The organism is Paenarthrobacter sp. YJN-5, from assembly GCF_015040095.1.
GTDB lineage: Bacteria > Actinomycetota > Actinomycetes > Actinomycetales > Micrococcaceae > Arthrobacter > Arthrobacter ureafaciens.
The window spans coordinates 694,586-719,675 of the sequence record NZ_CP053544.1 but is presented as its reverse complement, the minus strand read 5'-3'; the positions used below and the strand labels follow the sequence as shown (position 1 = coordinate 719,675).

Genomic DNA, 25,090 nt, shown 5'->3' with positions numbered 1-25,090 from the left:
AAACCATGACAGCCACGAACCACCCCGCCCGGACCCGAACAACCATCCAGCGCGCAGCACAAATTGTTGGAGTAGTTTTCCTTCTGGTCGGCATTCTGGGCTTCATTCCCGGAATCACCTCCAATTACGACACCATGCAGTTCGCCGGACACACCTCCGAAGCGCTCCTTCTGGGCATCTTCCAGGTCTCAATCCTGCACAACATCGTCCACTTGCTCTTCGGCGCAGCCGGCTTGCTGATGGCCAAAACACCCGGCCAAGCCCGCAATTACCTCGTCGGTGGCGGCATCATCTACCTGGTGCTCTGGATCTACGGCCTGCTCATCGGCCAGGATTCGACGGCCAACTTCGTGCCGCTCAACAGCGCCGACAACTGGCTGCACCTGATCCTGGGCATCGGCATGCTGGGCCTCGGATTTGGACTCAGCCGCCGCACAACGGACAACCGCACCGGCAACGTCGCGGGCCGGTAGCCTCACAACGTTCAGGGCCCGCCCTGGTGCGCCTCCCGCGGGGGACGCAGGGCGGGCCTTGCTGCGTTCAAGGACGCTCGACGTTGTGGGTGAACGCAAGGTTGCGGGTGAACGCAAGGTTGCGGGTGAACGCAAGAAGGACCCGCAGGGTACGCCGATGTTCGGCATGCCCTGCGGGCCTTCTTGAGAGATCTTCGGCATCCGTGGATGCACGACAACCTTGATGTACGACGGCGGTACGCAACTCAGTGCCTGGAGGCACCTGTTGTGTTGCGACAGCTAGCCGAGACGGCGGGTGTCTACCTCGTCGTCATCATCTTCCGCGTACTTGTCCTCGTAAGCCGAGTAATCCGGCTCCGGAGGATCCTCCTGGAAGTGGCTCTTGGCACGACTAGATGGGCGCGTGAGCTCACGCTCAAGTGCCGAGTAGTCAGTGTTCGGGGAGTAGTACTTGATGTCCCGAGCCTGCTTGGTAGCTTTTGCCTTTTGACGGCCGCGCCCCATGGCGTGACCCCCTTTTGTACTTGGACCGGAGGTGGTCACCTTTGGCTATCGGTGAGGCCCCGGAATGTTTGGTCAATTTGTCGTATGTCTAGATTACATGGTTTCAGGGGTGCCTGTGTGCCACCTCAGAGCCGTGCCTGACCCCCAGGCCGGCCGCAGCACCTCACAAGGGAACGAAAATTGGGTAGAGTCTGCCTCAATGCGGCGTCAGATCAGGAAGGCACACCACCCGAATGACTCAGGACAACACTCCACCCCGTGACGAGTCGGCAGCGGAACCAGGCAAGGAGCAGGTGCCGCCTGCCCCGAATGTGCCGCCGAAGCCTGACCTTCCACCCCCGCCGCCACAGTCGGCGCCAATGGGACAGTCGGCGCCAATGGGTGGGCCAAACGATGCGCAGCAGCCGGACAACCCGCAGCCCGGCCATCCGGCAGAGCCAATCGATGCGCAGCAGCCCGACAACCCGCAGCCCGGCTACCCCGCACAGCCAATCGATGCGCAGCAGCCCGGCTACGCGGAGCAGCCGCCGCCACAAGGTGATCCGGTCAAGCGTCAGCGCCTGGTGATCGGGGGAATCGTGGTGGGGGCCTTGGTCCTCATCGGCGTCGTCATCTGGGTCCTGCTGAACCTGCTGGGAACACGCCCCGAACCTACGGTCGCTTCGCCCACGCCGTCGGCCACCCTGGGACCCCTCCCCCGCGACACGGACGCCAAGGATTTCCAGATCGGTGACTGCTTCGCGGACTTCGACCCCAACGCATCCAAGGCCCGCGCGGTGGCTTGCGACACTGAACACACAGCCCAACTGGGCGCGGCTTTCACTTACCCCACGGATGATTCCTTCCCGGGGACCAATGCACTGCGTGACAAGGGCCGGGAAGTCTGCAAAGGCATCAAGCTCAATGACGCTGCCAACGAGTACACCAATCTGTTGCAGCAGAATGTGTACCCGAGCCCCAGCAGCTGGGACCGCGGGGACCGGCGCGTGGACTGCTTCATTGTGGTGAGCCCGGGCAGCACCATCAAGGAGGACCTGTTGGAGAAGTAGCCTCACGGCTACCCCTCCAACAACGTCACCCCTCCAGCCCTGTTAGCTTTCCAGCCCTGTCAGCTCTATAGCCCTGCCAGTCTCTGGCCGGCCTACTTTTCCAGCGACGGCTGCTTCCGGCGGACCGAAAGACCCGTCCCTGCCGACCAGCCGCCGTCGGAGTTTCCCATCTCCTCAAGGCCCTCGACGGTGAGGGCGTCGACGTCGGCGGCGGTGTCCACCAGGACGGTGTCGCCGTCGCTGATCTCCCCGGCAAGGATTTCCTTGGCGAGGCGGTCACCGATCTCGCGCTGCACCAGGCGGCGGAGCGGCCGGGCACCGTAGGCGGGATCGTAGCCGGACATTGCGAGCCAGGCGCGGGCGCCGTCCGTGACCTCGAGCGTGAGCCGCCGTTCGTAGAGGCGCTTGGTGAGTTCGGCGACGTGCAGTTCCACAATCCGGGCGAGCTCTTCGACCGACAGCGGGTCGAAGAGGACAATCTCGTCCAGGCGGTTCAGGAACTCCGGCTTGAAGGAGCCCTGCACCACGGCCATGACGGCGTCCCGCTTCGCTTTCGCATCCATGGACGAGTCCACCAGGAACTGGCTGCCCGCGTTGGAGGTCAGCACCAGGATGGTGTTCCGGAAGTCCACTGTGCGGCCTTGGCCGTCGGTGAGGCGACCGTCGTCGAGCACCTGCAGGAGGATGTCGAAGACCTCAGGGTGGGCCTTCTCAACCTCGTCCAGCAGGACCACCGAGTACGGGCGGCGCCGCACGGCTTCAGTAAGCTGGCCGCCTTCCTCGTAGCCGACGTATCCCGGAGGGGCACCGACCAAACGGGCCACGGAGTGCTTCTCGCTGTACTCGGACATGTCGATCCGGATCATGGCGCGTTCGTCATCGAAGAGGAAATCCGCCAAGGCCTTGGCCAGTTCGGTCTTGCCGACGCCGGTGGGGCCGAGGAACATGAACGAACCCGTGGGGCGGTTGGGATCGCTGATCCCGGCCCGGGCACGGCGCACGGCGTCCGAGACCGCCTGCACGGCCTTCGACTGACCGATCAGGCGCTTGCCGAGCTCCTCCTCCATGTGGAGCAGCTTTTGTGATTCGCCTTGGAGCATGCGTCCCGCGGGGATGCCCGTCCACGCTGAGATGACCTCGGCGATGTCGTCGGCACCGACTTCCTCCGCCACCATCAGCTCGGGCTTGGCGCCCCTCGCCGATTCTTCTTCGGCAGCGGCGTTGAGCTCGCGTTCCAAGGCAGGCAGCTCACCGTAGAGAATCCTCGACGCCGACTCGAGGTCACCTTCGCGCTGGTGCTTCTCGGCAGCCGAACGCAGCTCGTCGATCTTGGCCTTCAGGTCACCGACCCGGTTCAGGCCGGCCTTCTCGGCTTCCCACCGCGCATTCAGCGCACTAAGTGCTTCCTTCTTGTCCGCCATGTCAGACCGAAGGGCAGCCAAACGCTCAACCGATGCGGGATCAGTTTCACCCTGCAGGGCAAGCTCTTCCATGGTCAGGCGGTCCACGGCACGACGCAGCTGGTCGATTTCTTCCGGAGCGGAGTCGATCTCCATGCGAAGGCGCGAGGCGGCTTCATCCACGAGGTCGATTGCCTTGTCCGGCAACTGCCGGCCCGAGATGTACCGGTTCGACAGCGTGGCAGCTGCCACCAGGGCGGAGTCCGCGATGGCTACCTTGTGGTGGGCCTCGTAGCGTTCCTTCAGTCCACGGAGGATGCCGATGGTGTCCTCCACGCTGGGCTCACCCACATACACCTGCTGGAAACGGCGTTCCAGCGCAGGGTCCTTTTCGATGTTCTCGCGGAACTCGTCCAGGGTGGTTGCACCAATCAGGCGCAGCTCACCGCGCGCCAGCATCGGCTTGAGCATGTTGCCTGCGTCCATGGCGCTCTCGCCTGTGGCACCGGCGCCAACAACGGTGTGGATCTCATCGATGAACGTGACGATCTGCCCGTTCGAGTTCTTGATCTCCTCCAGCACGGCCTTCAACCGCTCTTCGAACTCACCGCGGTACTTGGCGCCGGCCACCATGGAGGCAAGGTCCAGTGCAATGAGGGTCTTCCCGCGGAGGCTTTCCGGCACGTCGCCTGCCACCATGCGCTGGGCAAGGCCTTCGACGACGGCGGTCTTGCCTACGCCGGGCTCACCGATCAGAACAGGGTTGTTCTTGGTACGGCGGCTCAGGACCTGAACCACGCGCCGGATCTCGCTGTCACGGCCGATCACGGGGTCAAGCTTGCCCGAGCGTGCCACGGCAGTGAGGTCGGTACCGAACTTCTCCAAGGCCTGGAAGGTGTTCTCAGGATCCGGCGAATCGACCTTGCGATCGCCCCGGACACCCGGCAGGGCGGCGAGCAGCGCTTCATGGGAGGCGCCGGCGTCGCGCATTAACTTCCCGACGGCGTCACTGCCGGCCGAGAGCCCCAGGAGCAGGTGCTCTGTGGAGACGAAGGAATCTCCCAGCTTGTCCGCCTCAGCCTGGGCAGCCTGGATCGCCTGCATGGCCTGACGCGACAGCTGGGCCTGCTGGACCGAACTACCCGACGTGGACGGCAATGCCTTGATGGCTGAACTTGCCTGAACACTCACGGCATCCGGGTCAGCGCCGGTGGCGCGCAGCAGTGCCACGGCAACGCCCTCCCGCTGATCCATGAGTGCCTTGAGGAGATGAGCCGGTTCCAACTGCGGATTGCCGGCAGTCGAGGCATTCATGGCGGCCGCAGAAAGGGCCTCCTGGCTCTTGGTGGTGAATTTGGCGTCCAAAGAGAGCTCCCTTTCTGGAGTAGTACCAATGCTTTCAAAGTTGAGTGTACTACGCTCAACTTTGGATTTGGTCCACTGTGTTCCATGTTTGCCCACGGCGAAACTGCTGTCCAGAGCCGTTCCACCGTTGGGCGTGGCCGAAGTCGATATACTCCTGCGTCCGTATCCGCCCGAGGCACCCGTTCCGTCGGAGCCCCGCACCCGTTCGCGCACGGCGCACACGTACCAATGGGCGCGAATGGAGGAAAAGGGTGCGCCCCCCAATCGACCGCAGCAAGGTGCGCCAGCCACACGCGGGCACCGGGGAAACTAGGCTGGGGCCATGAAACCCATCGGCTGCGCAGACGAACTGGAACAACTGATCGGTCAACCCCTGGATCGGGTCCGACGAAAAGTCCGCAGCGAGCTTAGCGACTTCGACCGGCAGTGGCTTGCGGCCAGCCCCTTCTGCGTCATCTCGACGGCGGACGCCCGGGGTCGCGTCGATGCCTCACCGAAGGGCGATCCCGCGGGCTTCATTGAGGTCCTGGACAACCGCACCATCGCCATCCCTGAGCGGCCGGGCAACAAGCTCGCCTTCGGATTCCGCAACATCCTGGAGAACCCGAACGTGGGAGTCCTTTCCATCGTCCCGGGACGGACGGACACCCTCCGCATCAACGGTCAGGCGCAGCTGGTCAGCGATGGCGACTTCTTCGACCGGATGGTGGTCAAGGGACACCGGCCCCGCGTCGCCATTGTGGTCTCCGTAGAGGAGGTTTTCACCCATTGCGGCAAGGCGTTCATGCGGAGCGGGCTGTGGGAGCCGGGCTCTTGGGATTCCGGGGGCCTGCCGAGTATGGCCATGCTCTCCAAGGCCTACGTCCAGCCCGATACGCCCCTCGAAGACTTGGAGTCCTACTACGGCCCCTCCTACGCGGAGCGCATGTACAAGGACTAGGTGTCAGGCCGGGTAGATGGACACCAGGGCCGACTTCACCACGAACCGGACCTCCATCCCCGGAGCCAACCCCAGATCGGCAGATGCCGCTGGGGTGACGTCTGCGGAGAGAGTGTCCGCTTCCCCGCCCCGTGCATGCACACGGATCTGGCCACCGTGCCTTTCCAAGTCGGTGATGGTCACCGGGAAAGAGTTGCGGGGACTTCCGTGCACATCGCCCAGGAAGACGGAAACGGCCGACGGCGGAAAGGCTGCCACGCCTGCCTGGCCGGGCCCGGGTGACCACTCGGGATCGTGTTGCCCGGCGAAAAGCCGACCATCCGGCGTCGTGATTCCTTCCGCAGTGATGGACCCGGTGACGATATTGAGCCCGGCGAGTCCTGCGGCGAAATGGCTGCGGGGGCGTTCAAGGACCTGGCGTGTGGGGCCTTCCTCGGCAATGCGGCCGCCCTCGACGACGATCACGCGGTCGGCGAGCATGTAGGCGTCAAGGACATCGTGGGTGACGATGATGGCTTTGCGGCCTTCCAGGACGCGTTTCAGTACCCGCCGCAGCATGGGAGCTGCGTGGATGTCCAGTGCGGCCATGGGTTCATCCAGGAGCAGCAGCTCTGGCTCGGCGGCAAGCGCCCTGGCAACCGCCACCCTTTGGGCCTGGCCTCCTGAGAGCTGCGCCGGCTTTCGGTCCTGGAGCTCGAGCGCGTCCACTTCGGAGAGCCAGTGCCGGGCCGCTTCGCGTGCCTTGCGTTGGGAACTCCCCGTGCTTCGAGGGCCGAAGGCTACGTTGTCCAGGACACTCAGGTGGGGAAAGAGCAACGCTTCCTGTGCCAGAAGGGCTATGCCGCGATGGTGAGGGGCGCTCCACTGGCGGGTGCCGCCGTCGAGCGTGAAGAGCGGCCTGCCGCCTATCCGTGCCGCGCCGGAGTCCGGGCGAACCAGGCCTGCCGTGACGTTCAGCAACGTGGATTTGCCTGCGCCATTGGGGCCCAGGACGGCAACGGTCTGGCCCTCGGCAAGGGTGAGGGACATGTCGAAGTTGCGGGCGGCGAGGCGTGCGGACAGCTCGAAGGTCATTTCGTGGCCCCTGATTCTGCGCGGTTTCCGGTGCGGATTCCGGCCCTGCGGCCTCCGTAGCTCAGCCCGACCACGGCGATGGCCACGGCAACCAATACCAAGGACAGTGCGACGGCGGCGTCGGCGTCGGTTTCGCGCTGGAGGTAGATCTCAAGGGGCAGGGTACGGGTGACTCCTTGCAGGCTTCCGGCGAACGTGAGGGTGGCGCCGAATTCACCGAGGCTGCGCGCGAAGGACAAGACCGCTCCCGAGGCCAGGCCCGGCAGCACCAGCGGCACGGTCACCCGCCGAAGGACGGTTCCCGGACCGGCTCCAAGGGTTGCCGCGACCGCCTCGTACTTATTCCCGGCCGTGCGAAGGGCGCCTTCCAGGCTCACCACCAGGAACGGAAGCGCAACAAACGTCTGGGCAAGCACGACGGCGGTGGTGGAGAAAGCGATCTGGACACCTGCCAGCTCCAACGACTTCCCCAGCAAACCCTGCCTGCCGAAGGTGTACAGCAAGGCGATACCCCCGACGACGGGCGGCAGCACCAGCGGCAACAGGACGAAGGCGCGCAGGAGACGCTGACCGGGAAACGGACTCCTGGCAAGGACCAAGGCAAGCGGCACTCCGAGCAGCACGCAGAGAACAGTGCTCGCCGCCGACGTCCGCAGGCTCAGCCCGAGGGCCGTCAGCGACGATTCCGAGGTGATGAGCGGAAAGAACTGCGACCAATTCACCTTGGCCACAATCGCCACAAGCGGCAGCAGAATGAAGGCCGCCGCAACCGCTGCGAGGGCGTAGATCCAGGAAGGGACGCCGGTGTAGCCGTGTCCGCCGCGTCGTGTCATGGGTGCCTTGAGCGTCATGGTGCGTTCTTACGGTGTGCCGAAGCCGGCATCGTTCAGTACCTTTCGGCCTTCGCTACCGGTCACCAGGTCCATGAATGCCTCAGCGAGTTCCTTGTTCCTGGCCGAACCTACTGTGGCAATGGGATACGTGGTTACGGACTGCGCAGACTCCGGGAACGGGATTCCCTTGACCTTGCTCCCGGCTGTTTTGACGTCCGTGACATAGACCAGTCCGGCATCCGCTTCCTGGCTGATGACTTTGCCCAGGACATCGGTGACCGAGGACTCCTCGCTGACCGGGGTCAGAGTGGTGCCTGCAGCTTTCTCCACCACCTGCGTGGCGGCGCCGCAAGGGACCTGTGGTGCACAGACCACAACTTTGACGCCCGGTTTACCCAAGTCCGGGAAGGAACTGATGTTGGCCGGATTGGACGGCGGAACCACGATCTCCAGGACGTTGGTTGCGAAGTTCCTGGGTGCTTTGTCCAGGAGGTTGGCATCGGCAAGCCTGGTCATGTTCCGGGTGTCCGCCGATGCGAAAACGTCCGCGGGTGCTCCTTGGGATATTTGCGTGGCGAGGTCCGAGGAACCGGCGAAGTTCAGGGTGACCTTGGTTCCAGGGTTCCTGGTCTCGAAGTCATTGGCCAGTTGGGTGAAGGTTGATTTGAGGGACGCCGCAGCAAAGACGGTGACTGTTCCGGAAGGCCCCTCCCCCGAGGCGGCTGGATTTGCCGGGGCACAGCCTGTCACTGCCACGGCAAGGACCCCCGCCCCGAGCAACGCGCTGAGGAGACTGCGGGGGCTCATATGATGCTCTTTCCCTGAGGCGCCTCGATGATCACGGTGGTCGCTTTCACCACTGCGGTGGCGACGGAGCCGAGCTCGAGTCCCAGCTCACGCACGGCTTCACTGCTCATGAGGGACACCACGCGGAACGGGCCGCACTGCAGCTCCACTTGGGCCATGACCTTGTCCGTGGTGATTCCGGTGACCAGGCCCACAAAGCGGTTGCGGGCCGAGCTCCCTGCACGTGAAGGATCGTCTTGAAGGTGTGATTGGTCCCTGGCCAGTTTGGCGAGCTCCAACCCGTCAACAGCGAGCCTGCCCGACGGGTCCTTCTGCGCCGTGAGGGTCCCGTTTTCCGTCCAACGCCGGACGGTGTCATCGCTGACTCCCAGGAAACGGGCTGCTTCGGAGATCCGTATTTGCGGCATGCGGGAAGTATATCGTCGCATTTGCGGTTTTCTGCGGCTTCGAGAGCCGCAATACGTCAAGTGACCCGGCGTGGGTGCTGGGCGCTCCGGGCGCACCCGTTTCCGCTGCACGCAACCCTTTTGGGCTCACGCCGCGCCCCTTCCCGCACGACGCACCCACAACACCAGGTGCGCCCGGCGGCAAGAGATGCGCACCGCCGTCGTACTTCCGTAAGCATTACCCATGGCCCGCCACGATGCGCCGCCGTACCCTGTTCTAGGGAGAGAGTCTTAGGCGCGAAGGAGCGTCCACATGGAATGGATTCGTCCGGAAGATCCGGACTATGACGAAACCCGAAAACTCTTCAACGCAATGATCGACCGACGGCCGGCTGTCATTGCCCGTTGCTCCTCTCCCGGCGAGGTGGCCGAAGCCCTCCACCACGCCAGGACACACAATCTGGATGTCGCCGTCAGATCGGGCGGGCATTCAGTGGCCGGCATGTCCACGAATGACGACGGCCTGGTAGTTGATGTCCGGCCCATGAAATCCATTCAGGTGGACCCGGAAGCGAAGACGGCCAAGGTCGGCGGCGGTGTCACATGGGGCGAATTCGATCGCGCCACCCAGCAACACGGGCTGGCGGTAACCGGTGGCAGGGCGTCCACCACGGGCGTCTCCGGCTTCACGTTGGGCGGAGGTTCGGGTTGGCTGGAACGGTCCTACGGGTTCTCCTGCGACAATCTGCTCTCCGTGGATTTGGTAACCGCCTCCGGGGACCTGGTGACCGCGAGCGCCACGGAAAACCCCGAGCTGTTCTGGGCGTTGCACGGCGGCGGCGGAAACTTCGGCGTGGCAACGTCCTTCACGTTCCAACTCCACGATCTTGGTCCAACGGTGACGGCCGGGCTGGCCCTCTTCCCCGGGGAAGCCGCACCGGAGATCTCGCGCGCCTACCGGGACCTGGCACTCAGCGCACCCGATGAGGTGGGCACAGCCCTGGTCTACCTGACAGCCCCGTCCGAGGATTTTGTACCCCCGGACATGGTGGGCAAGCTGGCCGTTGGCATGGCTTACCTGTACGCGGGGAACGCCGAGGAGGGCGAAGAGCACGCAAGGCCATTCAAGGAGCTGGGCCCGTCCGTGGACCTTATTGACGCCATGAACTACGCGGATTTCCAGTGCATGATCGATGATCCACCGGACCACTACAACTACTGGAGCGCCGACTATCACGATCACCTCAGCGACGAAGCCCTGGACATCCTGGTGGACTCGGCACAACGGCTCCCCGGGCCCAATTCGCAGCAGCTGGTGGGGCGTTGGGGTGGCGCGGTGGGCGGACCTGCTGCGGCCAACACGCCCTTGCAGCATCGCAGCGCAGCGTGGGTGAGCCACCCCTTTGGCTTGGCCGAGACGCGGGAAGGATGGCAGGAAGCGAAGGATTGGGTGAAGCAGTTCCGGCAGGACATTGCCCTGCATACCACCGGCGGCGTGTGGCTCAACTTCATCGGCGACGAAGGGCAGGACCGGATCATGGCGGCCTACGGGGAGCAGAACTACAGGCGACTCTCCAAGGTCAAAGCCCAATTCGATCCCGACAACGTCTTCAGGGGCAACCAGAACATCCTGCCGGCCGAGCGCTGACCCCAGGCTCCTTCCCAGTTGCCGTGAACACCACGGGCAGCGAAGCCCGCGATTCCGGGGCGGTGGTTCGGCGGTAGACTCGCCCTGACGACCGGCAACTGGGAGGGATCGCGCCGCCTTTGCCAAGGCTGAACCGGGACTACACTTTGCCCATGGCCGTATACGTCGATCCGCCCCTGTGGCCCGCGCACGGGACCGTCTTCTCCCACTTGATCTCCGATAAGTCCCTGGATGAGCTGCATGCCTTCGCTTCGGCAGCGGGGGTTCCCGAACGGGCTTTCGACGGCGACCATTACGACGTGCCTGAGCGCCTCTACGACGACCTCGTTAAAGCGGGAGCCATTCCGGTGGAGGCACGTGTCCTGGTCCGGAAACTCATTGCCAGCGGACTCAGGATTCCCGCCCGGGACCGGAACAAGGCCCTCACAGTTCCCTTGATGAAGCACTGGAACACCATCTACCCCGGCCACGAGGAGCTGGGCCTGGAGTTGCTGGAACGCTGGGGCGAGGACACCCGGAAATACCACGGCCGAACCCACCTGCTGGCTGTCCTTGAGGCCTTGGACGTCCTCACCGAGCCGGCGCTCCCTGCCCGGACAGTGTCCTTGGCGGCGTGGTTCCACGATGCTGTTTACGAAGGAGTCGCCGGACAGGACGAGGAGGCCTCCGCGCAACTGGCAGAGGATCGCTTGAGCAAGGCCGGGCTTTCCCCGGAGGACGTCGCGGAAGTAGCCCGTCTTGTGCGGCTCACGGACAAGCACAATCCGGAACCCGGCGATCACGCCGGAGCACTGTTGTGCGATGCGGACCTCTCCGTCCTCGGCGGCGACGAACAGTCCTATGCCAAGTACGTCGCGGCCGTCCGCGAAGACTACGCCCACATCAGTGACGACGACTTCGCGACGGGGCGGGCCGCCGTCGTGCGCCACCTGCTGGCCCTGGACCCGCTGTTCCACGGAGACCGCGCGAAGGCGTTGTGGCTGGAGGCAGCCCGGCGCAACCTCGCGGCCGAGTTGGCTGGTTTAACCTAAACTAGGAGGTGTGACCTCCTACCTCCCCCCGTCAATCCCGCAAGCACGGCCCACTGTGGAGCATGTGCTCGCTGTTCGAGGCGTGGGCGGCTACCGTCAATACCGCATTCCCGCCCTCGCCGTCAGCACGCGGGGCACCATCCTCGCCGCCTACGACGGCAGGCCCAACCTGGATGACCTCCCCAACACCATCGACCTGCTTCTCCGCCGCAGTTTCGACAGCGGCGCCTCGTGGACTGAGCAACAAGTGGTCCGCACCGGTTCAGGCTTGGACGGCTACGGTGACCCGAGCCTGTTGGTGGACGCTGAGACCGGCCGGATCTTCATGTTCCACGCGGCAGGAACGCACGCCGGCTTCTTCGAAGCGTCGTCCGGCTTGGAACCCGAGGACGACATCCAGCACGCGGATGTCAGCTTCTCCGACGACGACGGCGGCACCTGGCAGCACAGGCGGCTCACCGCGATGCTCAAGCCCGTTCACGCCGGAACCACCGGGCTGTTCGCCGCGGCCGGCCAAGGAATTCAAGTCCACACAGGCCCATATGCGGGACGCCTGGTCCAGCAATACGTACTGCTGATAAACGGCAAAATCAGGGCCGCCTCCGCCTATAGCGACGATCACGGTGACACGTGGACGCTGGGTGGACTGATCGGGCCCGGCACGTCCGGAGTTGGACCCAATGAAAACAAGGTGGTGTGCCTGTCCGATGGCCGGCTGCTGCTGCACTCAAGGGCCACTCCTTCGCGACTGGCTGCCATCTCCAACGACGGCGGCCAGACCTGGAGTTCACTGCTGCCCGTTCCCGAACTGCCGGACCCCAGTGACAACGGCTCCCTGGCACGCTTCGACGGGGCGCCGATTGTTGACGCACTCGCGGGGCCAGACACGGGCTCTGGCGCCGGCTCGGCTTCCGGTTCGGCTTCCGGTTCGGCTTCCGGCAACTGGCTGATTGCCACCAATAACCAGGACCCGCACCTGCGCCGCAACACAGTGTTGAGCCTCTCCCCGGACAACGGTGCCACGTGGCCTGCGAAGCTCATGCTGTGCGAGGGCAGTTCTGCCTACTCCACGGCGACGCGGTTGCCGGACGGGAATATCGGCGTGCTGTATGAACGGCAAGGGTACCGGGAGATCGTCTTTGCCTCGGTGCCGGCGGAACAACTCACCCTCCAGTTGGCCTCCCCCCGCCTTCCGGAGGCACCCGTGCACCGTGGGGAAGCCGGCCCATTGTCCTTCGACATGGAACTTCGCTCGATCACCCCGGGCCGGCCCGAAGTATGGCAGAACGCCGGGGAATTCCACGTGATCCCCTCCAACAGCGACGGCGAATGGGATGTCCAGACGTGGAAGGAAATCGGCCAAGGCTATGCGGACGGGGATCAAATCCTGGGCACCCGCGAAGCACAGGACCTGAACTACGGCCCCATCATTCCCGGCTACAAGGCAGGTGACATCCTGGCTTTCACCGGGCGCGTCCGGAACGCCGGCACCCAACCGCTTTCCGGCGTCGTGCTTCATGGGCCGCACCAGCAGGATTTTCCCGCGGCCAATCTGCAGCCCGGCGAGCATTCACTGTACTTCACCCCGAGCTACACAGTGACGGAGTCCGACCTGCGCTCGGGCACGGTGGAACTTACCTTCGTAGCGGAGGCCGACGGCGGTAAATTCCGTGAGGAGCGGCAGTTCCGGTTCGATGTGCGGACCGGAGAGGTCTCCGGCTCCTAACCCATTGCGGTGGGCGGCCCTCAGCGGTAGGTGCTGACGAACGGCCTGTCGGTCGGAACGATCTGCTTACCCAGTGGCATGAGCGATACCGGGATCAGCTTGAGGTTGGCGATGGCCAGCGGGATACCGACGATGGTGATGGCCATGGCAAACGCGGTCACGACGTGACCGATCGCGATCCAGATGCCGGCCACCAGCAGCCAGATCACATTGCCAAGGAGGGCGAAGACGCCGCTTCCACCTGGCTTCTCCACCACCATCTGGCCGAAGGGCCACAGGCAGTAGAAGCCAATGCGGAACGACGCGATGCCCCAGGGGATGGTCACAATGAGCACGCAGCAGATGAGTCCTGCCGCGAAGTAGCCCAAAGCCAGCCAAAAGCCACCGAAGACCAGCCAAATGATGTTGAGCAGCGTTTTCATAGGGTCCATTCTCCATTGAACGGCCGACAAAATAACCCGGGGTATGCCCTGAATCGTCCCTGACTTCCGCCCTGTGCCCCTCTGCCACATCCCACCCCCTTTTCGCCATCCCTCTGCCACATCCCACCCCCTCCGCCATCCCTCTCGCACTCTTCCGGCGCAGTTCATCAGCACGCCGTCGGTTTTTGCCGGTCGTAAGCCTAGACTCGGTCAGACAACAGCATCTTTGGCCATCAGTCGATTTACTTACCACGGGAGCCACATGAGCACGGCACAGCACACTTTGACCCTGACCCGAGACTTTGACGCCCCTCGCGAGAAAGTATTCGAGGCTTGGATGGAGCCGGACCAACTCACTAAATGGTTCGGCCCAGTGGACGTGGGTGCTCCTCGCGAGAAAATCGTCGTTGAGCCCAAGGTGGGTGGAATATGGCAGGTCGTCATGGTCTGGACGGATGAGAACGGCCGGCAGGAAGCGCCCATCGAGGCCGTCATCACCGAGTTGGATGCTCCGGGCCTTCTGGTCGCGAAGGCTAAAGCCGCCCCGGACTCGGACCACGAGTACGAAGAAATGCATCTTAAGTTCGAAGACCTGGGCGGCAGCCGCACCCGGATGCACCTGACGCAGGGACCGTTCGCGTCGGAGGAGTGGGTGGAGATGACGAAGGACGGCTGGGGCACGTCATTCGACAAGCTGGATGCGGTGCTCGCCTAGCCCGCGGACGCGCATCGGAAAAGCATCCGCTGAAACTCGGCTGGAAGTGACAGAGGAACCCCAAGAACTCGGCGGGAAGTGACAGAGGAACCCCAAAAACCCGACGGGATGTGACAGAGCAACACCAAAAACCCGACGGGACGTGACAGAGGAACGCCGGGAGGGGAACCCTAGGCTTTGGCGGCTTCCACGAACGCGCGGATCTTCGCCAGATCCTTCACCCCACGGGACGCCTCGACGCCCGAGGAAACATCAACGCCCCAAGCACCGGCAGCCGTTGCGGCGAACGCCACGTTGCCCGGCTCGAGCCCTCCGGCGAGCAACCATTTACGGTCGCCGAGGCCTTTCTCCTGTACGGACACGTAGTCCCAGGCCTCGCCCGAACCCGGAACGGCGGCATCGATCAAGAACAGGTCCTCGCCCAGATCACCGAACTCTTCCACAGAGGCACCCATGGTGGCTGCCCTGATGAGCCGCATGCCGGCGTCGTGCACTGTTTTGACGTCGTCGGCAGTCCGGTGACCGTGCAGCTGAACCCAGGCGAGACCGGCCTTACGGGCGATGGCCACGGCGTCGGCTGCGGTTTCGTGGCGGAAGACGCCGACCGCATGCACGCCCCCCGGAACAAGCGGTAGCAAAACGTGGACTTGCTCGGGCGTGACCTCGCGGGGACTGGCGGTCAGCACGAAGCCAACGGCGTCCGCGCCGGAGTCGACGGCCTCTTGCACGGATTCGGGCGTGCTTAAACCACACACTTTGACGAACATCCCGTGCCTCCAGACTTTGCGTGCAAAAACCAAACCCTTATGACGTTAGCAAGCGCTGCAGTGCAACGCCGAACTACTAGGCTGGACTGATGGAAATCATCCGCTTTGCCGACACCCATCCCGAGCCGTGGCGCAACGGCGGCGGGATCACACGCGAACTCGCCAGCCACCCCAAAGCGGCCTCAGCCCAGGACGGCTCGTGGGACTGGCGGGTCAGCATCGCGGACGTTTCCAAAGCCGGGGACTTTTCCGCTTTCCCCGGCATGGAACGCGTCATCACCCTGATCGACGGCGAACTCCTCCTCCTCACAGTGGACGGCGCCGAACATCCGCTGGAGAAGTACCGCCCGTTCCGGTTCTCAGGGGACGCGGCGTCATCGGCAACCCTGCCCACCGGCGACATCCGCGACCTCAACGTCATAGCCCGGACGGGGGCTTTCAAGGGGTACACGTCAATCGTCGAAATTTCCAAGAAGCGCCCGCACCCGGTGTTCGAGGGCCAGCTCGCCATCCTTCTTGAAGGCAAAGCGACCGTGACGCAGGGCGTTGCGGAAACCCCCGACGCCGACACCCCGCCGACCAGCCCCGGCGAACCCGTTGAACTGGCCAAGTATGACGCCGTGGTGGGTTCCGACGTCGCGAGCCCCGAGATCTCGGGCCGCGGATTCGTGGCGGTCGTTTCCATCGACCGGGCCTGAGCCCCGCCCGGCTGCCAGCGCCGAACTGGTGCCAGTCCCCGCCCGGCTGACAGCGCCGAACTGGTGAGCTTGGCCACCGGAAGTGGCCACCCTCCGCGGGACTTGCTAGCCTGAAACCAAGGTTCCGCTCTGGAACCTCCGGACGACGGTTCAGTACCCGGTGCGCGACAAGACTGGCCAAAGGAAATGTCATGTCGTGGCTGATTCTTATTCTGTCCGGTGCGCTCGAGGCCGTTTGGGCCGCCGCACTCCACCGTTCCAAGGGCTTCCGCAAGCCTGTCCCCAGCATCGTTTTCCTGGTCTCCGTGATCGCGAGTACCGGCGGCCTGGCCATTGCCATGCAGTCAATTCCCACGGGCACGGCCTACGCGGTGTGGGTTGGCGTGGGCGTCGTGCTGACCTCGGCTTACGCCATGGTCACCAAAGTCGAACGCCCGACGCCGGCCCGTCTCCTGCTGCTCGCCGGCATCGGTTTGTGCGTGGTCGGCTTGAAGGTGGTGGCGTAGCCATGGGTACCCCCACCACTGCCAAACATGAGGCAAGGACCGGAGTGTCCTGGCTGGTCCTCCTCGCCTCCGCCGTCCTGGAAGCCGTGTGGGCAACAGCCCTGGGGCTCTCCAATGGCTTCACGGAACTCATTCCAACGCTGGTCTTCGCGGTCACCGCGACATTGAGCATGCTCGGCCTGGGCATCGCCGTGAAGCGCATCCCCTTGGGCACGGCCTATGCCGTGTGGGTGGGGATCGGTGCAGCACTGACCGTTGGCTGGGCCATGGTCACGGGTGTCGAGCCGGCGAGTCCGCTGAAGCTGCTCTTCATCGCGGGAATCGTGGGCTGTGCTGCGGGCTTGAAGGCCCTCCCCGCAGACCAGCCGGCTGACAAGGCCATCACCAGCGCCGAGTAGCCCGACCCGCAGCACTCTTCGCCGAATTCGACGACCCGCTGCACGTTAGACGTGTCCTACCGTCTAATACGCAGCGAGTCGTCGAAATCGGGCAAGTTGAAGCTCACGGGTAGCGCCCCGCAAGCCGAAACCCCGCAAGCACCGCCATGACCTCCGCGTTCCGATTGTGGAAACCGTGGAGGTCATGGCGGAGCTGTCCGGGAGGGCTAAACCAAGGGCAAAATCAGGGCAACCCAGGGGAACGGGCAGCCGTGTCACCAAGGCCGCAAACCCAACGACGTAGGCTGAGCAGATGGATTCGCTAATTCACTCAACCCGCGACGTCACTATTCGCAGCATCTCCGTGAGCGAGATGAACAACAACGTGTACCTGCTGACGTCCAAGGCAACAGGTGCGCAGTTGTTGATCGATGCTGCCGACGACTTCCCGGCCATCCAGCAACTCCTGGCCGACTCCGCCGCGGATACGCCTGAGCCCACCAAGCTGCTGAGGATCGCAACCACCCACCAACACTGGGACCACGTGCGTGCCTTGGCGGAGCTGGTGGCAGCCAACGGTGCTACCACTTCCGCAGGAACGGACGACGCCGACGAGTTGCCTGTTCCAGTGGATGTGCGGCTTAGCCACGGCGACGTTGAGCAGTTTGACGACTTCGAGGTCCGTGCTATCCACCTTCGCGGACACACCCCTGGCTCGATCGCTTTCGTGTACCAGGACCCGGACGGGCCGGCACACATTTTCAGTGGAGACTCGCTGTTTCCGGGCGGCGTGGGCAACACTCAGAACGATCCCGCACGCTTCACGTCACTGTTGAATGACGTCACGGAACGGCTCTTCGACGCGTACCCGGATGACACCGTAGTGCATCCCGGACATGGCTTGCCTACCACGCTCGGCGCCGAGCGCCCCCACTTGGAGGAGTGGCGCGCCCGGGGCTGGTAACCGCCCGGGGCTGGCAACCTCCCGGGCTGGTAACCTCGCGGGCCAGACTTGCGGGGCCTGCCTTGCGCCCTAAACCCAAGGAATAGAGCGCAGAGCGGGCCTCACAACGTGAGGGACCTTAGCGGCCGCGGCGCTCGTTCGACGCCGGGGCAGACGCACGGCGGGGACCGCTGCGCGGCGGGCGACCCGAGCCGGAACCCCCACGGCCGGAATTGCCCGCGCCGAAGGATCCACCCGAGGTGCCGCCGGTGTTCGAGGACCACACGGCCTTGTTTCCGCTGCTGCGCGTCGTGGTGGCAGAAGCAGTTCGCGGAGCCGACGCCGACCGCTGTCCGCCGGCTGCACGCTGGCCGGTTGCGGGGCGACCACTGCGGCCGCTTTGACCCTGCGAGCCGGGAACGTCGTTACGGTGCGAGGCACCTGCCTTGCCGCGGCCGCGTGAGCCGCGGGCGACGTCGTCGTTCATTGCTGCCCGACGCTCCGCACGGCTGATGTCCGTGCGAACCGGCTCGGCCGAAACCTTGCCGCGTCCGCCGCGTCCGCCGCGACCGCCTGCAGTGGGCGTAGCCTGGCCGGAACGCCGTGCACGCTTGCGCTGGGCATTGGCGCCGTTGGACGTTCCGCCGCCCTGCTGCGGGAGCTTGGCTGCCAAGAGTGCAGCGCGCGTGCGGGGGTCAACTTTGTCCGCTACATCCCCCACGAGCTCAGCCACGAGCGGAGAGTTGGCGGTGACGCGCTCGAACGAGACGTCGACGCCGGCAGCCCGCATGAGCTTCTTGACGTCCTGCTGCTGCTCGGGGAGCGTCAGCGTGACGACGGTTCCGTCCGAACCGGCCCGGGCCGTACGGCCGGAACGGTGCAGGTAGGCCTTGTGCTCTGTGGGCGGATCGACGTGGATGACGAGTTCGACGTCGTCTACGTGCACGCCGCGGGCGGCGACGTCGGTGGCCACGAGGACGCGCACCTCGCCGCTGGAGAACTCGGCGAGGTTCCGGTCACGGGCGTTCTGCGACAGGTTTCCGTGCAGGTCCACCGCGGGGATCCCGGCGTCCGTGAGTGTCTTGGCCAGCTTGCGGGCATGGTGCTTGGTCCGCATGAAGAGGACGCGGCGGCCTGCGCCGGACGCCAGTTCCACAATGAGCTGCTTCTTGACGGTCTGGTCGTTGACCACCAGGACGTGGTGTTCCATGGTGGTGACCGCGGCTTGGGGATCGTCCACGGAGTGCGTCAGCGGGTTGGACAGGTAACGGTTGACCAGCTTGTCAACACCGTTGTCCAGCGTCGCCGAGAAGAGGAGGCGCTGACCCTGCTTGGGGGTCATGTCCATGAGCTTCTTGACCACGGGGAGGAATCCGAGGTCGGCCATGTGGTCTGCCTCGTCCAGGACGGTGACCTCAACCGCTTCAAGCGTGAGGATCCGCTGGCGGATCAGGTCCTCGAGGCGGCCCGGGCAGGCAATGACGATGTCGACGCCGGCACGCAGCGCCTTCTCCTGGCGGGCCTGGGAGATGCCGCCGTAGATCACGGTGGTGTTCAGGCCCATGGCCTTGGCCATCGGCTCGACGGTGGCGTTGATCTGGGTTGCGAGCTCGCGGGTCGGCGCAAGGACCAGGCCCATGGGACGGCCCGGCTTGCGGAAGTAGCCTGCCTCGCGCTCGGCCAGGCGGGCAACGAGCGGGATGGCGAATGCGATGGTCTTGCCGGAGCCGGTGCGGCCGCGGCCCAGGACGTCGCGGCCGGCCAGCGTGTCCGGCAGGGTCTTGACCTGGATGGGGAATGCCTCTTCGATGCCGGTTGCAGCGAGGGATTCGACAATTGCCTTGGGCGTGCCAAGGGCAGCAAAAGTAGTCATGTACTTCATGTCTTTCGGGCGGTGTCCTGTGGCGGACATCGGCCCCCGACGCCGGTTGGGCCAGGGGTTCGCCGAGGAAAAGTCAGGTGGTCTACCGGTTCGCTGCAGGAGCGCTGGCCGGGACCAAATGGAACGCGTTCATCGACGCAGGATGTGCCTCTCACATGAAAAATGCCCCGCCACGCAGCCTGTCAGGCCACCTGCTTCAGGGCGTCACCGCACATCAAGTGATCCCATTCTAGCAGCGCTGGACGTTTCTCCTTGCATCGGGCCCCCAACTGGGTCGCAGCACCGCGCGTTCTGAGCCCTGAAAACGCGCACAAATGCGACCTACTTGGGCTGGGTGAGCGAGAAGTCGGCTTGGCCGTCGCGGGCACCGCGGGCCTCGGGTGCGGCGGAACCACCCGAGCGGGCTGCGACGCGCGGTGCCACCACAACACCAACGACGCCGATGACCGCCGTCAGTGCAAAGACCGCCGCAAAGGGGCCAACGGTCGTGAAGGCCGCAAAGACGAGGCCCGTTGCGGCGAGGGCCAGCGCACCGCCCAGGGAGTCGGAGATGGACATAGCGGCACTGTTGAAGCCTTGGTTATCCGGCGAGGACAGCGCCAGGGTCATGACGCTGAGCCGCGGGTACATCAGGCCCATGCCGAAGCCCGCGAAGAGCCAGCCAACAATTGCTATGGCCGCCGGCAGCGCCAGCGCGGACGTGACAAGCGCCAAAACGATGGCCCCCAACACCAGGATGGCACCAATCTGTACGGCCAAGGCATCAGCCAACCGGGACCCGAGCCGCCCTTGCACAGCGGACGCCCCGGCCCACGCCAGCGCTGATCCGGTCAGGGTCAGGCCCGCAAAGGTCGGGCTGAAGTCATAGCGCTCCGTCAGCATGTAGGGCAGGTACACCTCGGCTCCGAAGAAGGCAGCCGACGCCAGCCCACGGGACAGGATGACGCTCGGCAACCCCCGGTGCGCTGTGAGGGTTCCCCGCGGGACCAGCGGACGGACAGCCACGAGCGCCGTGACAAGTGCGACGGCGGCAATCACCGCGCCGAAGGCCGGCACCCCGCCGGACAGGTTCAGTCCAAGAACGGCCACGGCCGCGAGCGCAGCCCACGCCATGCGCCCGAAAGCCCATGGGACGGTCGGTGCATCCACACCCGATGGGGCCTCGGACCCGCTTCCTGAAGCCAGGCCCCGCATCGCAGGAACCACCATGGCCAGCGCCGGAATGACAAGCCCAACAACTCCCAGGAAGACCCAGTGCCAACTGCTCAGCTCCGCCACCACCCCCGCCGCGAAAGGACCGATCAGGGAGGGAATCACCCAGGAAGCTGCGAAGGCCGCGAAGATCTTGGGGTGCAGGACGGGCGGGTAGATCCGCGCAACCAGGACGTACAGCGCCACAGTCACTGCCCCGCCACCAAAGCCCTGGACCAGGCGGCCGAGCACCAGCATTTCCATGGTGCCGGCAGTTCCTGCGATGAGGAGTCCCACCACGAACATCGCCACCGATGCGTAGAGCGGAGCCTTCGGGCCCCTGCGGTCGGACCAGTTCCCGGCACCCACCATGCCCATCACGCCTGTAGCCAGCGGACCGGCGAAGGCCAGTGCATACAGGCCGGCTCCGTTCAGGTCCCGGCTGACCACCGGCATCACGGTGGTGACGGCGAGGGACTCAAAGGCGCTCAGGAACACCAACGCGCAGGTGCCCACGGTGGCCAGGAGGTATGGACGGCGCAGGATACCGGCCGTTGAGGTGTCAGGGGTCATGCACGCTACCCTAGAACCTCAACTATTGTTGAGGTCAACGCCCCGCCGGGCACGTGGAGGTTCAGTCATGTCGAAGGTATCCGGACACCGGCCCCTGACCATAGGCGAGCTTTCCGAGCGGAGTGGAGTGTCGCCGTCGGCCCTTCATTTCTACGAACGCAACGGCCTCATCAGCGCCGAACGGACGCCAGGCAACCAGCGGCGTTACGCCCGCGAGACGCTGCGCCGCGTGGCGTTCATCAAGACGTCCCAGCGGGTGGGGCTGCCGTTGAAGGACATCCGCGAGGCATTGGAGTCCCTGCCCAACAGCCGTACACCCACCAAGCGCGACTGGACCAGGCTCTCGTTGCGCTGGCGGCAGGAACTCGACGAGCGCATCGCCGCCCTGCAGCACCTCAGGAACGATCTTGACGGTTGCATCGGTTGTGGCTGCCTGAGCCTTAAATCGTGCACGTTGCAGAACCCGTCGGACGAACTTGGCGCATCCGGGGCGGGCGCCCAACGGTGGAATGCACCCATCTGACTGGCATTAGGGGTTGTTCTGAGCCCTGAAAACAACCGCTGCTGCCAGTTAGTTGGGCGGGGTTTGCCGGAACAGCAACAGGTATTGCGTCGCGTCTGCGGCGAACGGCACGCTTGGATCATGACTGAACACACTCACGACGGCGGAACCCGCCAGCACGCGCATCATCACGACGGCGGGGCTCGCCAAGGCGGCGACCAACAGGGCCGCCTGGACCTCCACGAGGATGCGGACAACGCCGTGGACATGTGGGACGGGATGTACCGGGAACGCCCGAAGATTTGGAGCGGGAACCCGAATCCCCAACTGGTCGCAGAAATCACGGGCATGGAGCCGGGAACTGCGCTGGACCTCGGCTGCGGCGAGGGTGCGGATGCCATCTGGCTCGCGAAACAGGGATGGACGGTCACAGCGATGGATGTATCGACTGTGGCGCTTGAACGGGCAGCCGGCCATGCCGTGGAAGCCGGGCTTCAAGAGAGCGTCAACTGGCAGCAACAGGACCTCGCGGAGTGGACACCCGAGCCCGTGTTCGACCTTGTATCAGCCCAGTTCCTGCACTCTCCCCTACTGCCCTGGCGGGACTCGGCGTCGAAGGCGGCCGCCGCAGTAGCTCCGGGAGGAACGCTGCTGGTGGTCGGGCACCACCCGCACGGGCTGGCGCCATGGAGCCGACACCACGAGACGGACATGTTCTACACACCCGAAGAACTTGCGGAGGAGTTGGGCTTGGAACACGGGCAGTGGTCGGTTGAGGTTCTCACCAGCCGCGAGCGCACCATCGAAGACCCGGACGGCAACCCTGCCACCATCATGGACACCGTCCTGCGGGCCACGAGGAAGCCCTAAGCGCTCGCCGGGAGCAGCTCGCCGTACGGTGGCACCACGGTTCCGGTGCACGTGGAATCCGGGTTGAGCATCCAACCCACCCGCTTGGCGGTGTTCAGCATGACGACGCTCTCCTCCAGTTCGATCCCCGGGATGCGTTGCTGGATGGCAAGTTCCATCTCCATCACCTCGGCCAGGGTGCGCAGCCACATGATCATGGTGAAGTTGGTCCGACCCGTGGTTGAGGCCAAGAACCGCACGTTCCGGATGGCCCGCAATTCCGTGGCCGCGGCTTCGTGCTGGCCGGCCGGGACATTGGCGAACCACTGCACAGTCACGGGATAGCCGGAGAACTTCTGCGCAATCTCGCAGCGGAAGGAGAGCATGCGGCTGCCGAGCACGCGGGTGAGTTGGCGCTGGACGGTGGCCGGGTGGCGGCCCAGTGCCCGGGCAATTTCCGCGGCTGTGGCACGGCCGTCGCGGGCCAAGAAGGGGATGAGCGCCAGATGGCTTTCGGGCAGCGGCACAACAATGGCGTCCGGTGCGGGCGGGTTGGCCGACTCGGGCCCGGCCATAGCGCGCAATGCATGCTGTTCAGCCTTGGTGAGGACGTTAAGCCGCCAGGCGTAGCCACTTGTATGGATCCTGGTGCACAGGGACGTGTGGTACTTGGTGAGGCCCCGGACTTCCTTGAGCCGGGGCAGCAGACCGGTACTGAAGTGATCCAGGTCCTGCGTGATGACGGTCAGGGTGAGGTCCCGGTTGCTGGCCGCCTCTTCCACGGTGATCACCTCGGGCAACCGGGCGAGGTCCGCAGTGACGTCGGGCCGGAGATCCATGTCGCAATCGACGTCCACCATCGCCAGGCACATGTTCTTGGGGTCACCCATCAAGTGGGCGGTCGTCCACGCAGCACCCTGGGCCTTGAGCCGGTCCCAACGGGCGGCCAGGGTGGTGGCATGGACGCCCAGGACGTCGCCGGCGTCGGACCAGCTGATCCTGGGTGAAATCTGCAGGGCGTTGATGAGGCGCAGGTCTTCCTCGCTGAGTTCCATGTCCCCAATTCTCTCCCGCTTGCATGAATCCTGCACCTTTCACACATGCCATGCATATTTCCTGATCTTTCGGGCCTCGTGAGGTGCATCACCACAGAATGATCTAAGAGAAGCGCAAGCCGAACAAACCACAGGAGACCCCGTATGACCATCGCCGCCGACGCCCAGGAACTCCGCGAAGACATCGTCCGGCTCCGGCACGAACTGCACCGCGAACCGGAGATCGGATTGCATCTCCCCCGCACCCAGGAAAAAGTACTCCAGGCACTGGACGGACTTCCGTACGAGATCACGCTGGGCAAGGACACGACGTCGGTCACCGCAGTCCTGCGGGGCAGTGCGGCACACGCTTCGGCCCGGAAGCCCGTGGTGCTCCTGCGCGCGGACATGGACGGATTGCCGGTCCAGGAAACAACCGGCGTGGACTACTCCTCCCGGCTGGACGGTGCCATGCACGCCTGCGGCCACGACCTCCACACCTCAATGCTCGCCGGAGCCGCGACCCTCCTGGCCGAACGCCGCCACCAGATCGCCGGAGACGTGGTCCTCATGTTCCAGCCGGGCGAAGAAGGATTCGACGGCGCCAGCTACATGATCAACGAAGGCGTCCTCGACGCTGCCGGACGCAGGGCAGACACCGCCTACGGAATGCACGTGTTCTCCTCGCTGGAGCCGCACGGGCAGTTCGTCACGAAGGACGGCGTGATGCTCAGTTCCTCCGACGGGCTGGTGGTCACGGTCCTCGGCGCGGGCGGCCACGGATCAGCCCCGCATTCCGCCAAGGACCCCGTCACTGCCGCGGCAGAAATGGTCACGGCCCTGCAGGTCATGGTCACCCGCCAGTTCAACATGTTCGATCCCGTGGTCCTCACCGTCGGGGTGCTGCACGCAGGGACCAAACGTAACGTCATCCCGGAAACCGCACGCATCGAAGCAACCATCCGGACCTTCTCCGAAGCGTCCAGACAGAAGATGATGGAAGCAGTTCCCCGGTTGCTCAAAGGCATCGCCGCAGCACACGGATTGGAGGTGGACGTGGACTACCAAGAGGAGTACCCGCTCACCATCAACGACGAGGACGAAACGAACACCGCCGAGAAAGTCATTGCCGGCATGTTCGGAGACTCCCGCCTCACCCGGATGGCCACCCCGCTCAGCGGCTCCGAGGACTTCTCCCGCGTGCTGGCCGAGGTCCCCGGAACCTTCGTGGGACTCAGTGCCGTTGCGCCCGGCGCCGACCCGTCGACGTCGCCCTTCAACCACTCCCCTTACGCAACGTTCGACGACGGCGTCCTCACCGACGGTGCCGCGCTTTACGCCGAACTGGCCGTGTCCCGCATCGCCGCGCTCGCCGCCAACTGACTCCTGGAGAAC

Annotated in this window: 25 protein-coding genes and 1 riboswitch; of the genes, 14 read left to right on the top strand and 11 right to left on the bottom strand. The window is 64.8% G+C overall.

The annotated features are described in order from the left end of the window. Positions 1–5: 5 nt before the first annotated feature. Positions 6–473: a DUF4383 domain-containing protein gene (locus HMI59_RS03395; protein WP_193592798.1), complete on the top strand. Its 468-nt coding sequence runs from the start codon at positions 6–8 to the stop codon at positions 471–473. A gap of 279 nt (positions 474–752) precedes the next feature. Here HMI59_RS03395 and HMI59_RS03390 read toward each other — a convergent pair whose 3' ends face one another. Then, a complete protein-coding gene (locus tag HMI59_RS03390) occupies positions 753–977 on the bottom strand; it encodes a DUF3073 domain-containing protein (RefSeq protein WP_021472802.1) in 225 nt (74 codons plus the stop codon). Positions 978–1,354: 377 nt separating this feature from the next. Here HMI59_RS03390 and HMI59_RS03385 point away from each other — a divergent pair, with 377 nt between their 5' ends. Continuing rightward, complete coding sequence (locus tag HMI59_RS03385) at positions 1,355–2,026, top strand: septum formation family protein (protein WP_227471524.1); 672 nt, start codon at positions 1,355–1,357, stop codon at positions 2,024–2,026. 92 nt (positions 2,027–2,118) lie between these two features. Here HMI59_RS03385 and clpB read toward each other — a convergent pair whose 3' ends face one another. After that, on the bottom strand, positions 2,119–4,791 hold the full coding sequence (gene clpB / locus HMI59_RS03380) for an ATP-dependent chaperone ClpB (protein WP_193592797.1): 2,673 nt from the start codon (positions 4,789–4,791) through the stop codon (positions 2,119–2,121). Between the two features lie 322 nt (positions 4,792–5,113). Here clpB and HMI59_RS03375 point away from each other — a divergent pair, with 322 nt between their 5' ends. Then, a complete protein-coding gene (locus tag HMI59_RS03375; RefSeq protein WP_193592796.1) occupies positions 5,114–5,731 on the top strand; it encodes a pyridoxamine 5'-phosphate oxidase family protein in 618 nt (205 codons plus the stop codon). 3 nt (positions 5,732–5,734) lie between these two features. Here HMI59_RS03375 and HMI59_RS03370 read toward each other — a convergent pair whose 3' ends face one another. Genes HMI59_RS03370 through HMI59_RS03355 form a run of 4 tightly spaced genes read right to left on the bottom strand, consistent with a single transcriptional unit; the run spans position 5,735 to position 8,852 of the window. Beyond that, on the bottom strand, positions 5,735–6,805 hold the full coding sequence (locus tag HMI59_RS03370) for a sulfate/molybdate ABC transporter ATP-binding protein (protein WP_193592795.1): 1,071 nt from the start codon (positions 6,803–6,805) through the stop codon (positions 5,735–5,737). After that, positions 6,802–7,638, bottom strand: a complete 837-nt coding sequence (locus HMI59_RS03365) for an ABC transporter permease (protein ID WP_193593656.1) — start codon at positions 7,636–7,638, stop codon at positions 6,802–6,804. Before HMI59_RS03365 ends, HMI59_RS03370 begins: the two co-directional genes overlap by 4 nt. 27 nt (positions 7,639–7,665) lie before the next feature. Then, positions 7,666–8,445 (bottom strand): molybdate ABC transporter substrate-binding protein, encoded by a 780-nt coding sequence (gene modA, locus HMI59_RS03360; RefSeq protein WP_193592794.1) that lies wholly within the window; start codon positions 8,443–8,445, stop codon positions 7,666–7,668. Then, positions 8,442–8,852 (bottom strand): molybdopterin-binding protein, encoded by a 411-nt coding sequence (locus tag HMI59_RS03355; protein ID WP_062098091.1) that lies wholly within the window; start codon positions 8,850–8,852, stop codon positions 8,442–8,444. The genes modA and HMI59_RS03355 overlap by 4 nt, the downstream gene beginning before the upstream one ends. Before the next feature lie 292 nt (positions 8,853–9,144). Between HMI59_RS03355 and HMI59_RS03350 the strand changes: the two genes are divergently transcribed. The 3 genes from HMI59_RS03350 (at position 9,145) to HMI59_RS03340 (ending at position 13,236) form a co-directional block, all read left to right on the top strand. Continuing rightward, a complete protein-coding gene (locus tag HMI59_RS03350; RefSeq protein ID WP_193592793.1) occupies positions 9,145–10,479 on the top strand; it encodes an FAD-binding oxidoreductase in 1,335 nt (444 codons plus the stop codon). A 152-nt stretch (positions 10,480–10,631) separates the two neighbouring features. Continuing rightward, on the top strand, positions 10,632–11,510 hold the full coding sequence (locus HMI59_RS03345) for a DUF4031 domain-containing protein (protein WP_193592792.1): 879 nt from the start codon (positions 10,632–10,634) through the stop codon (positions 11,508–11,510). Positions 11,511–11,520: 10 nt separating this feature from the next. After that, positions 11,521–13,236 (top strand): exo-alpha-sialidase, encoded by a 1,716-nt coding sequence (locus tag HMI59_RS03340; protein WP_193592791.1) that lies wholly within the window; start codon positions 11,521–11,523, stop codon positions 13,234–13,236. A 20-nt stretch (positions 13,237–13,256) separates the two neighbouring features. On the opposite strand, the gene HMI59_RS03335 is transcribed toward HMI59_RS03340, so the two are convergent. Further along, the gene (locus HMI59_RS03335) at positions 13,257–13,658 is read right to left on the bottom strand and encodes a YccF domain-containing protein (protein WP_193592790.1); all 402 of its coding nucleotides are present in this window, start codon (positions 13,656–13,658) and stop codon (positions 13,257–13,259) included. Positions 13,659–13,920: 262 nt separating this feature from the next. Between HMI59_RS03335 and HMI59_RS03330 the strand changes: the two genes are divergently transcribed. Continuing rightward, the gene (locus HMI59_RS03330) at positions 13,921–14,373 is read left to right on the top strand and encodes an SRPBCC domain-containing protein (RefSeq protein ID WP_166188132.1); all 453 of its coding nucleotides are present in this window, start codon (positions 13,921–13,923) and stop codon (positions 14,371–14,373) included. A 170-nt stretch (positions 14,374–14,543) separates the two neighbouring features. Here the strand turns inward: HMI59_RS03330 and HMI59_RS03325 are convergent, their stop codons facing one another. Beyond that, a complete protein-coding gene (locus HMI59_RS03325; RefSeq protein WP_193592789.1) occupies positions 14,544–15,140 on the bottom strand; it encodes a phosphoribosylanthranilate isomerase in 597 nt (198 codons plus the stop codon). 89 nt (positions 15,141–15,229) lie between these two features. Between HMI59_RS03325 and HMI59_RS03320 the strand changes: the two genes are divergently transcribed. The 4 genes from HMI59_RS03320 (at position 15,230) to HMI59_RS03305 (ending at position 17,685) form a co-directional block, all read left to right on the top strand. Further along, positions 15,230–15,838 (top strand): HutD family protein, encoded by a 609-nt coding sequence (locus HMI59_RS03320; protein WP_193592788.1) that lies wholly within the window; start codon positions 15,230–15,232, stop codon positions 15,836–15,838. A 116-nt stretch (positions 15,839–15,954) separates the two neighbouring features. Next, positions 15,955–16,020, top strand: a riboswitch (guanidine-III (ykkC-III) riboswitch). A 9-nt stretch (positions 16,021–16,029) separates the two neighbouring features. Continuing rightward, complete coding sequence (locus HMI59_RS03315; protein ID WP_021472817.1) at positions 16,030–16,344, top strand: multidrug efflux SMR transporter; 315 nt, start codon at positions 16,030–16,032, stop codon at positions 16,342–16,344. A 2-nt stretch (positions 16,345–16,346) separates the two neighbouring features. Then, complete coding sequence (locus tag HMI59_RS03310; protein WP_166188141.1) at positions 16,347–16,742, top strand: multidrug efflux SMR transporter; 396 nt, start codon at positions 16,347–16,349, stop codon at positions 16,740–16,742. Between the two features lie 292 nt (positions 16,743–17,034). Continuing rightward, positions 17,035–17,685, top strand: a complete 651-nt coding sequence (locus HMI59_RS03305) for an MBL fold metallo-hydrolase (protein WP_193592787.1) — start codon at positions 17,035–17,037, stop codon at positions 17,683–17,685. Between the two features lie 118 nt (positions 17,686–17,803). Here HMI59_RS03305 and HMI59_RS03300 read toward each other — a convergent pair whose 3' ends face one another. Together HMI59_RS03300 and HMI59_RS03295 are read right to left on the bottom strand one after the other, a co-directional pair. Beyond that, complete coding sequence (locus tag HMI59_RS03300) at positions 17,804–19,537, bottom strand: DEAD/DEAH box helicase (RefSeq protein ID WP_193592786.1); 1,734 nt, start codon at positions 19,535–19,537, stop codon at positions 17,804–17,806. Between the two features lie 330 nt (positions 19,538–19,867). Beyond that, positions 19,868–21,310: an MFS transporter gene (locus HMI59_RS03295; RefSeq protein WP_193592785.1), complete on the bottom strand. Its 1,443-nt coding sequence runs from the start codon at positions 21,308–21,310 to the stop codon at positions 19,868–19,870. Here HMI59_RS03295 and soxR point away from each other — a divergent pair. Both soxR and HMI59_RS03285 read left to right on the top strand, forming a co-directional pair. Next, complete coding sequence (gene soxR / locus HMI59_RS03290) at positions 21,309–21,833, top strand: redox-sensitive transcriptional activator SoxR (protein ID WP_193592784.1); 525 nt, start codon at positions 21,309–21,311, stop codon at positions 21,831–21,833. The genes HMI59_RS03295 and soxR overlap by 2 nt on opposite strands. Before the next feature lie 120 nt (positions 21,834–21,953). Next, a complete protein-coding gene (locus HMI59_RS03285; protein ID WP_193592783.1) occupies positions 21,954–22,682 on the top strand; it encodes a cyclopropane-fatty-acyl-phospholipid synthase family protein in 729 nt (242 codons plus the stop codon). Here HMI59_RS03285 and HMI59_RS03280 read toward each other — a convergent pair. After that, positions 22,679–23,716 carry an Lrp/AsnC family transcriptional regulator gene (locus tag HMI59_RS03280; RefSeq protein ID WP_193592782.1) on the bottom strand — a complete coding sequence of 346 codons (1,038 nt, stop codon included), beginning with the start codon at positions 23,714–23,716 and terminating at the stop codon, positions 22,679–22,681. The two genes, HMI59_RS03285 and HMI59_RS03280, sit on opposite strands and share 4 nt — an antisense overlap. Before the next feature lie 144 nt (positions 23,717–23,860). On the opposite strand from HMI59_RS03280, the gene HMI59_RS03275 reads away from it, so the two are divergent. Next, entirely contained in the window at positions 23,861–25,078 is a 1,218-nt protein-coding gene (locus HMI59_RS03275; protein ID WP_193592781.1) for a M20 family metallopeptidase, read from the top strand. Positions 25,079–25,090 lie beyond the last annotated feature (12 nt).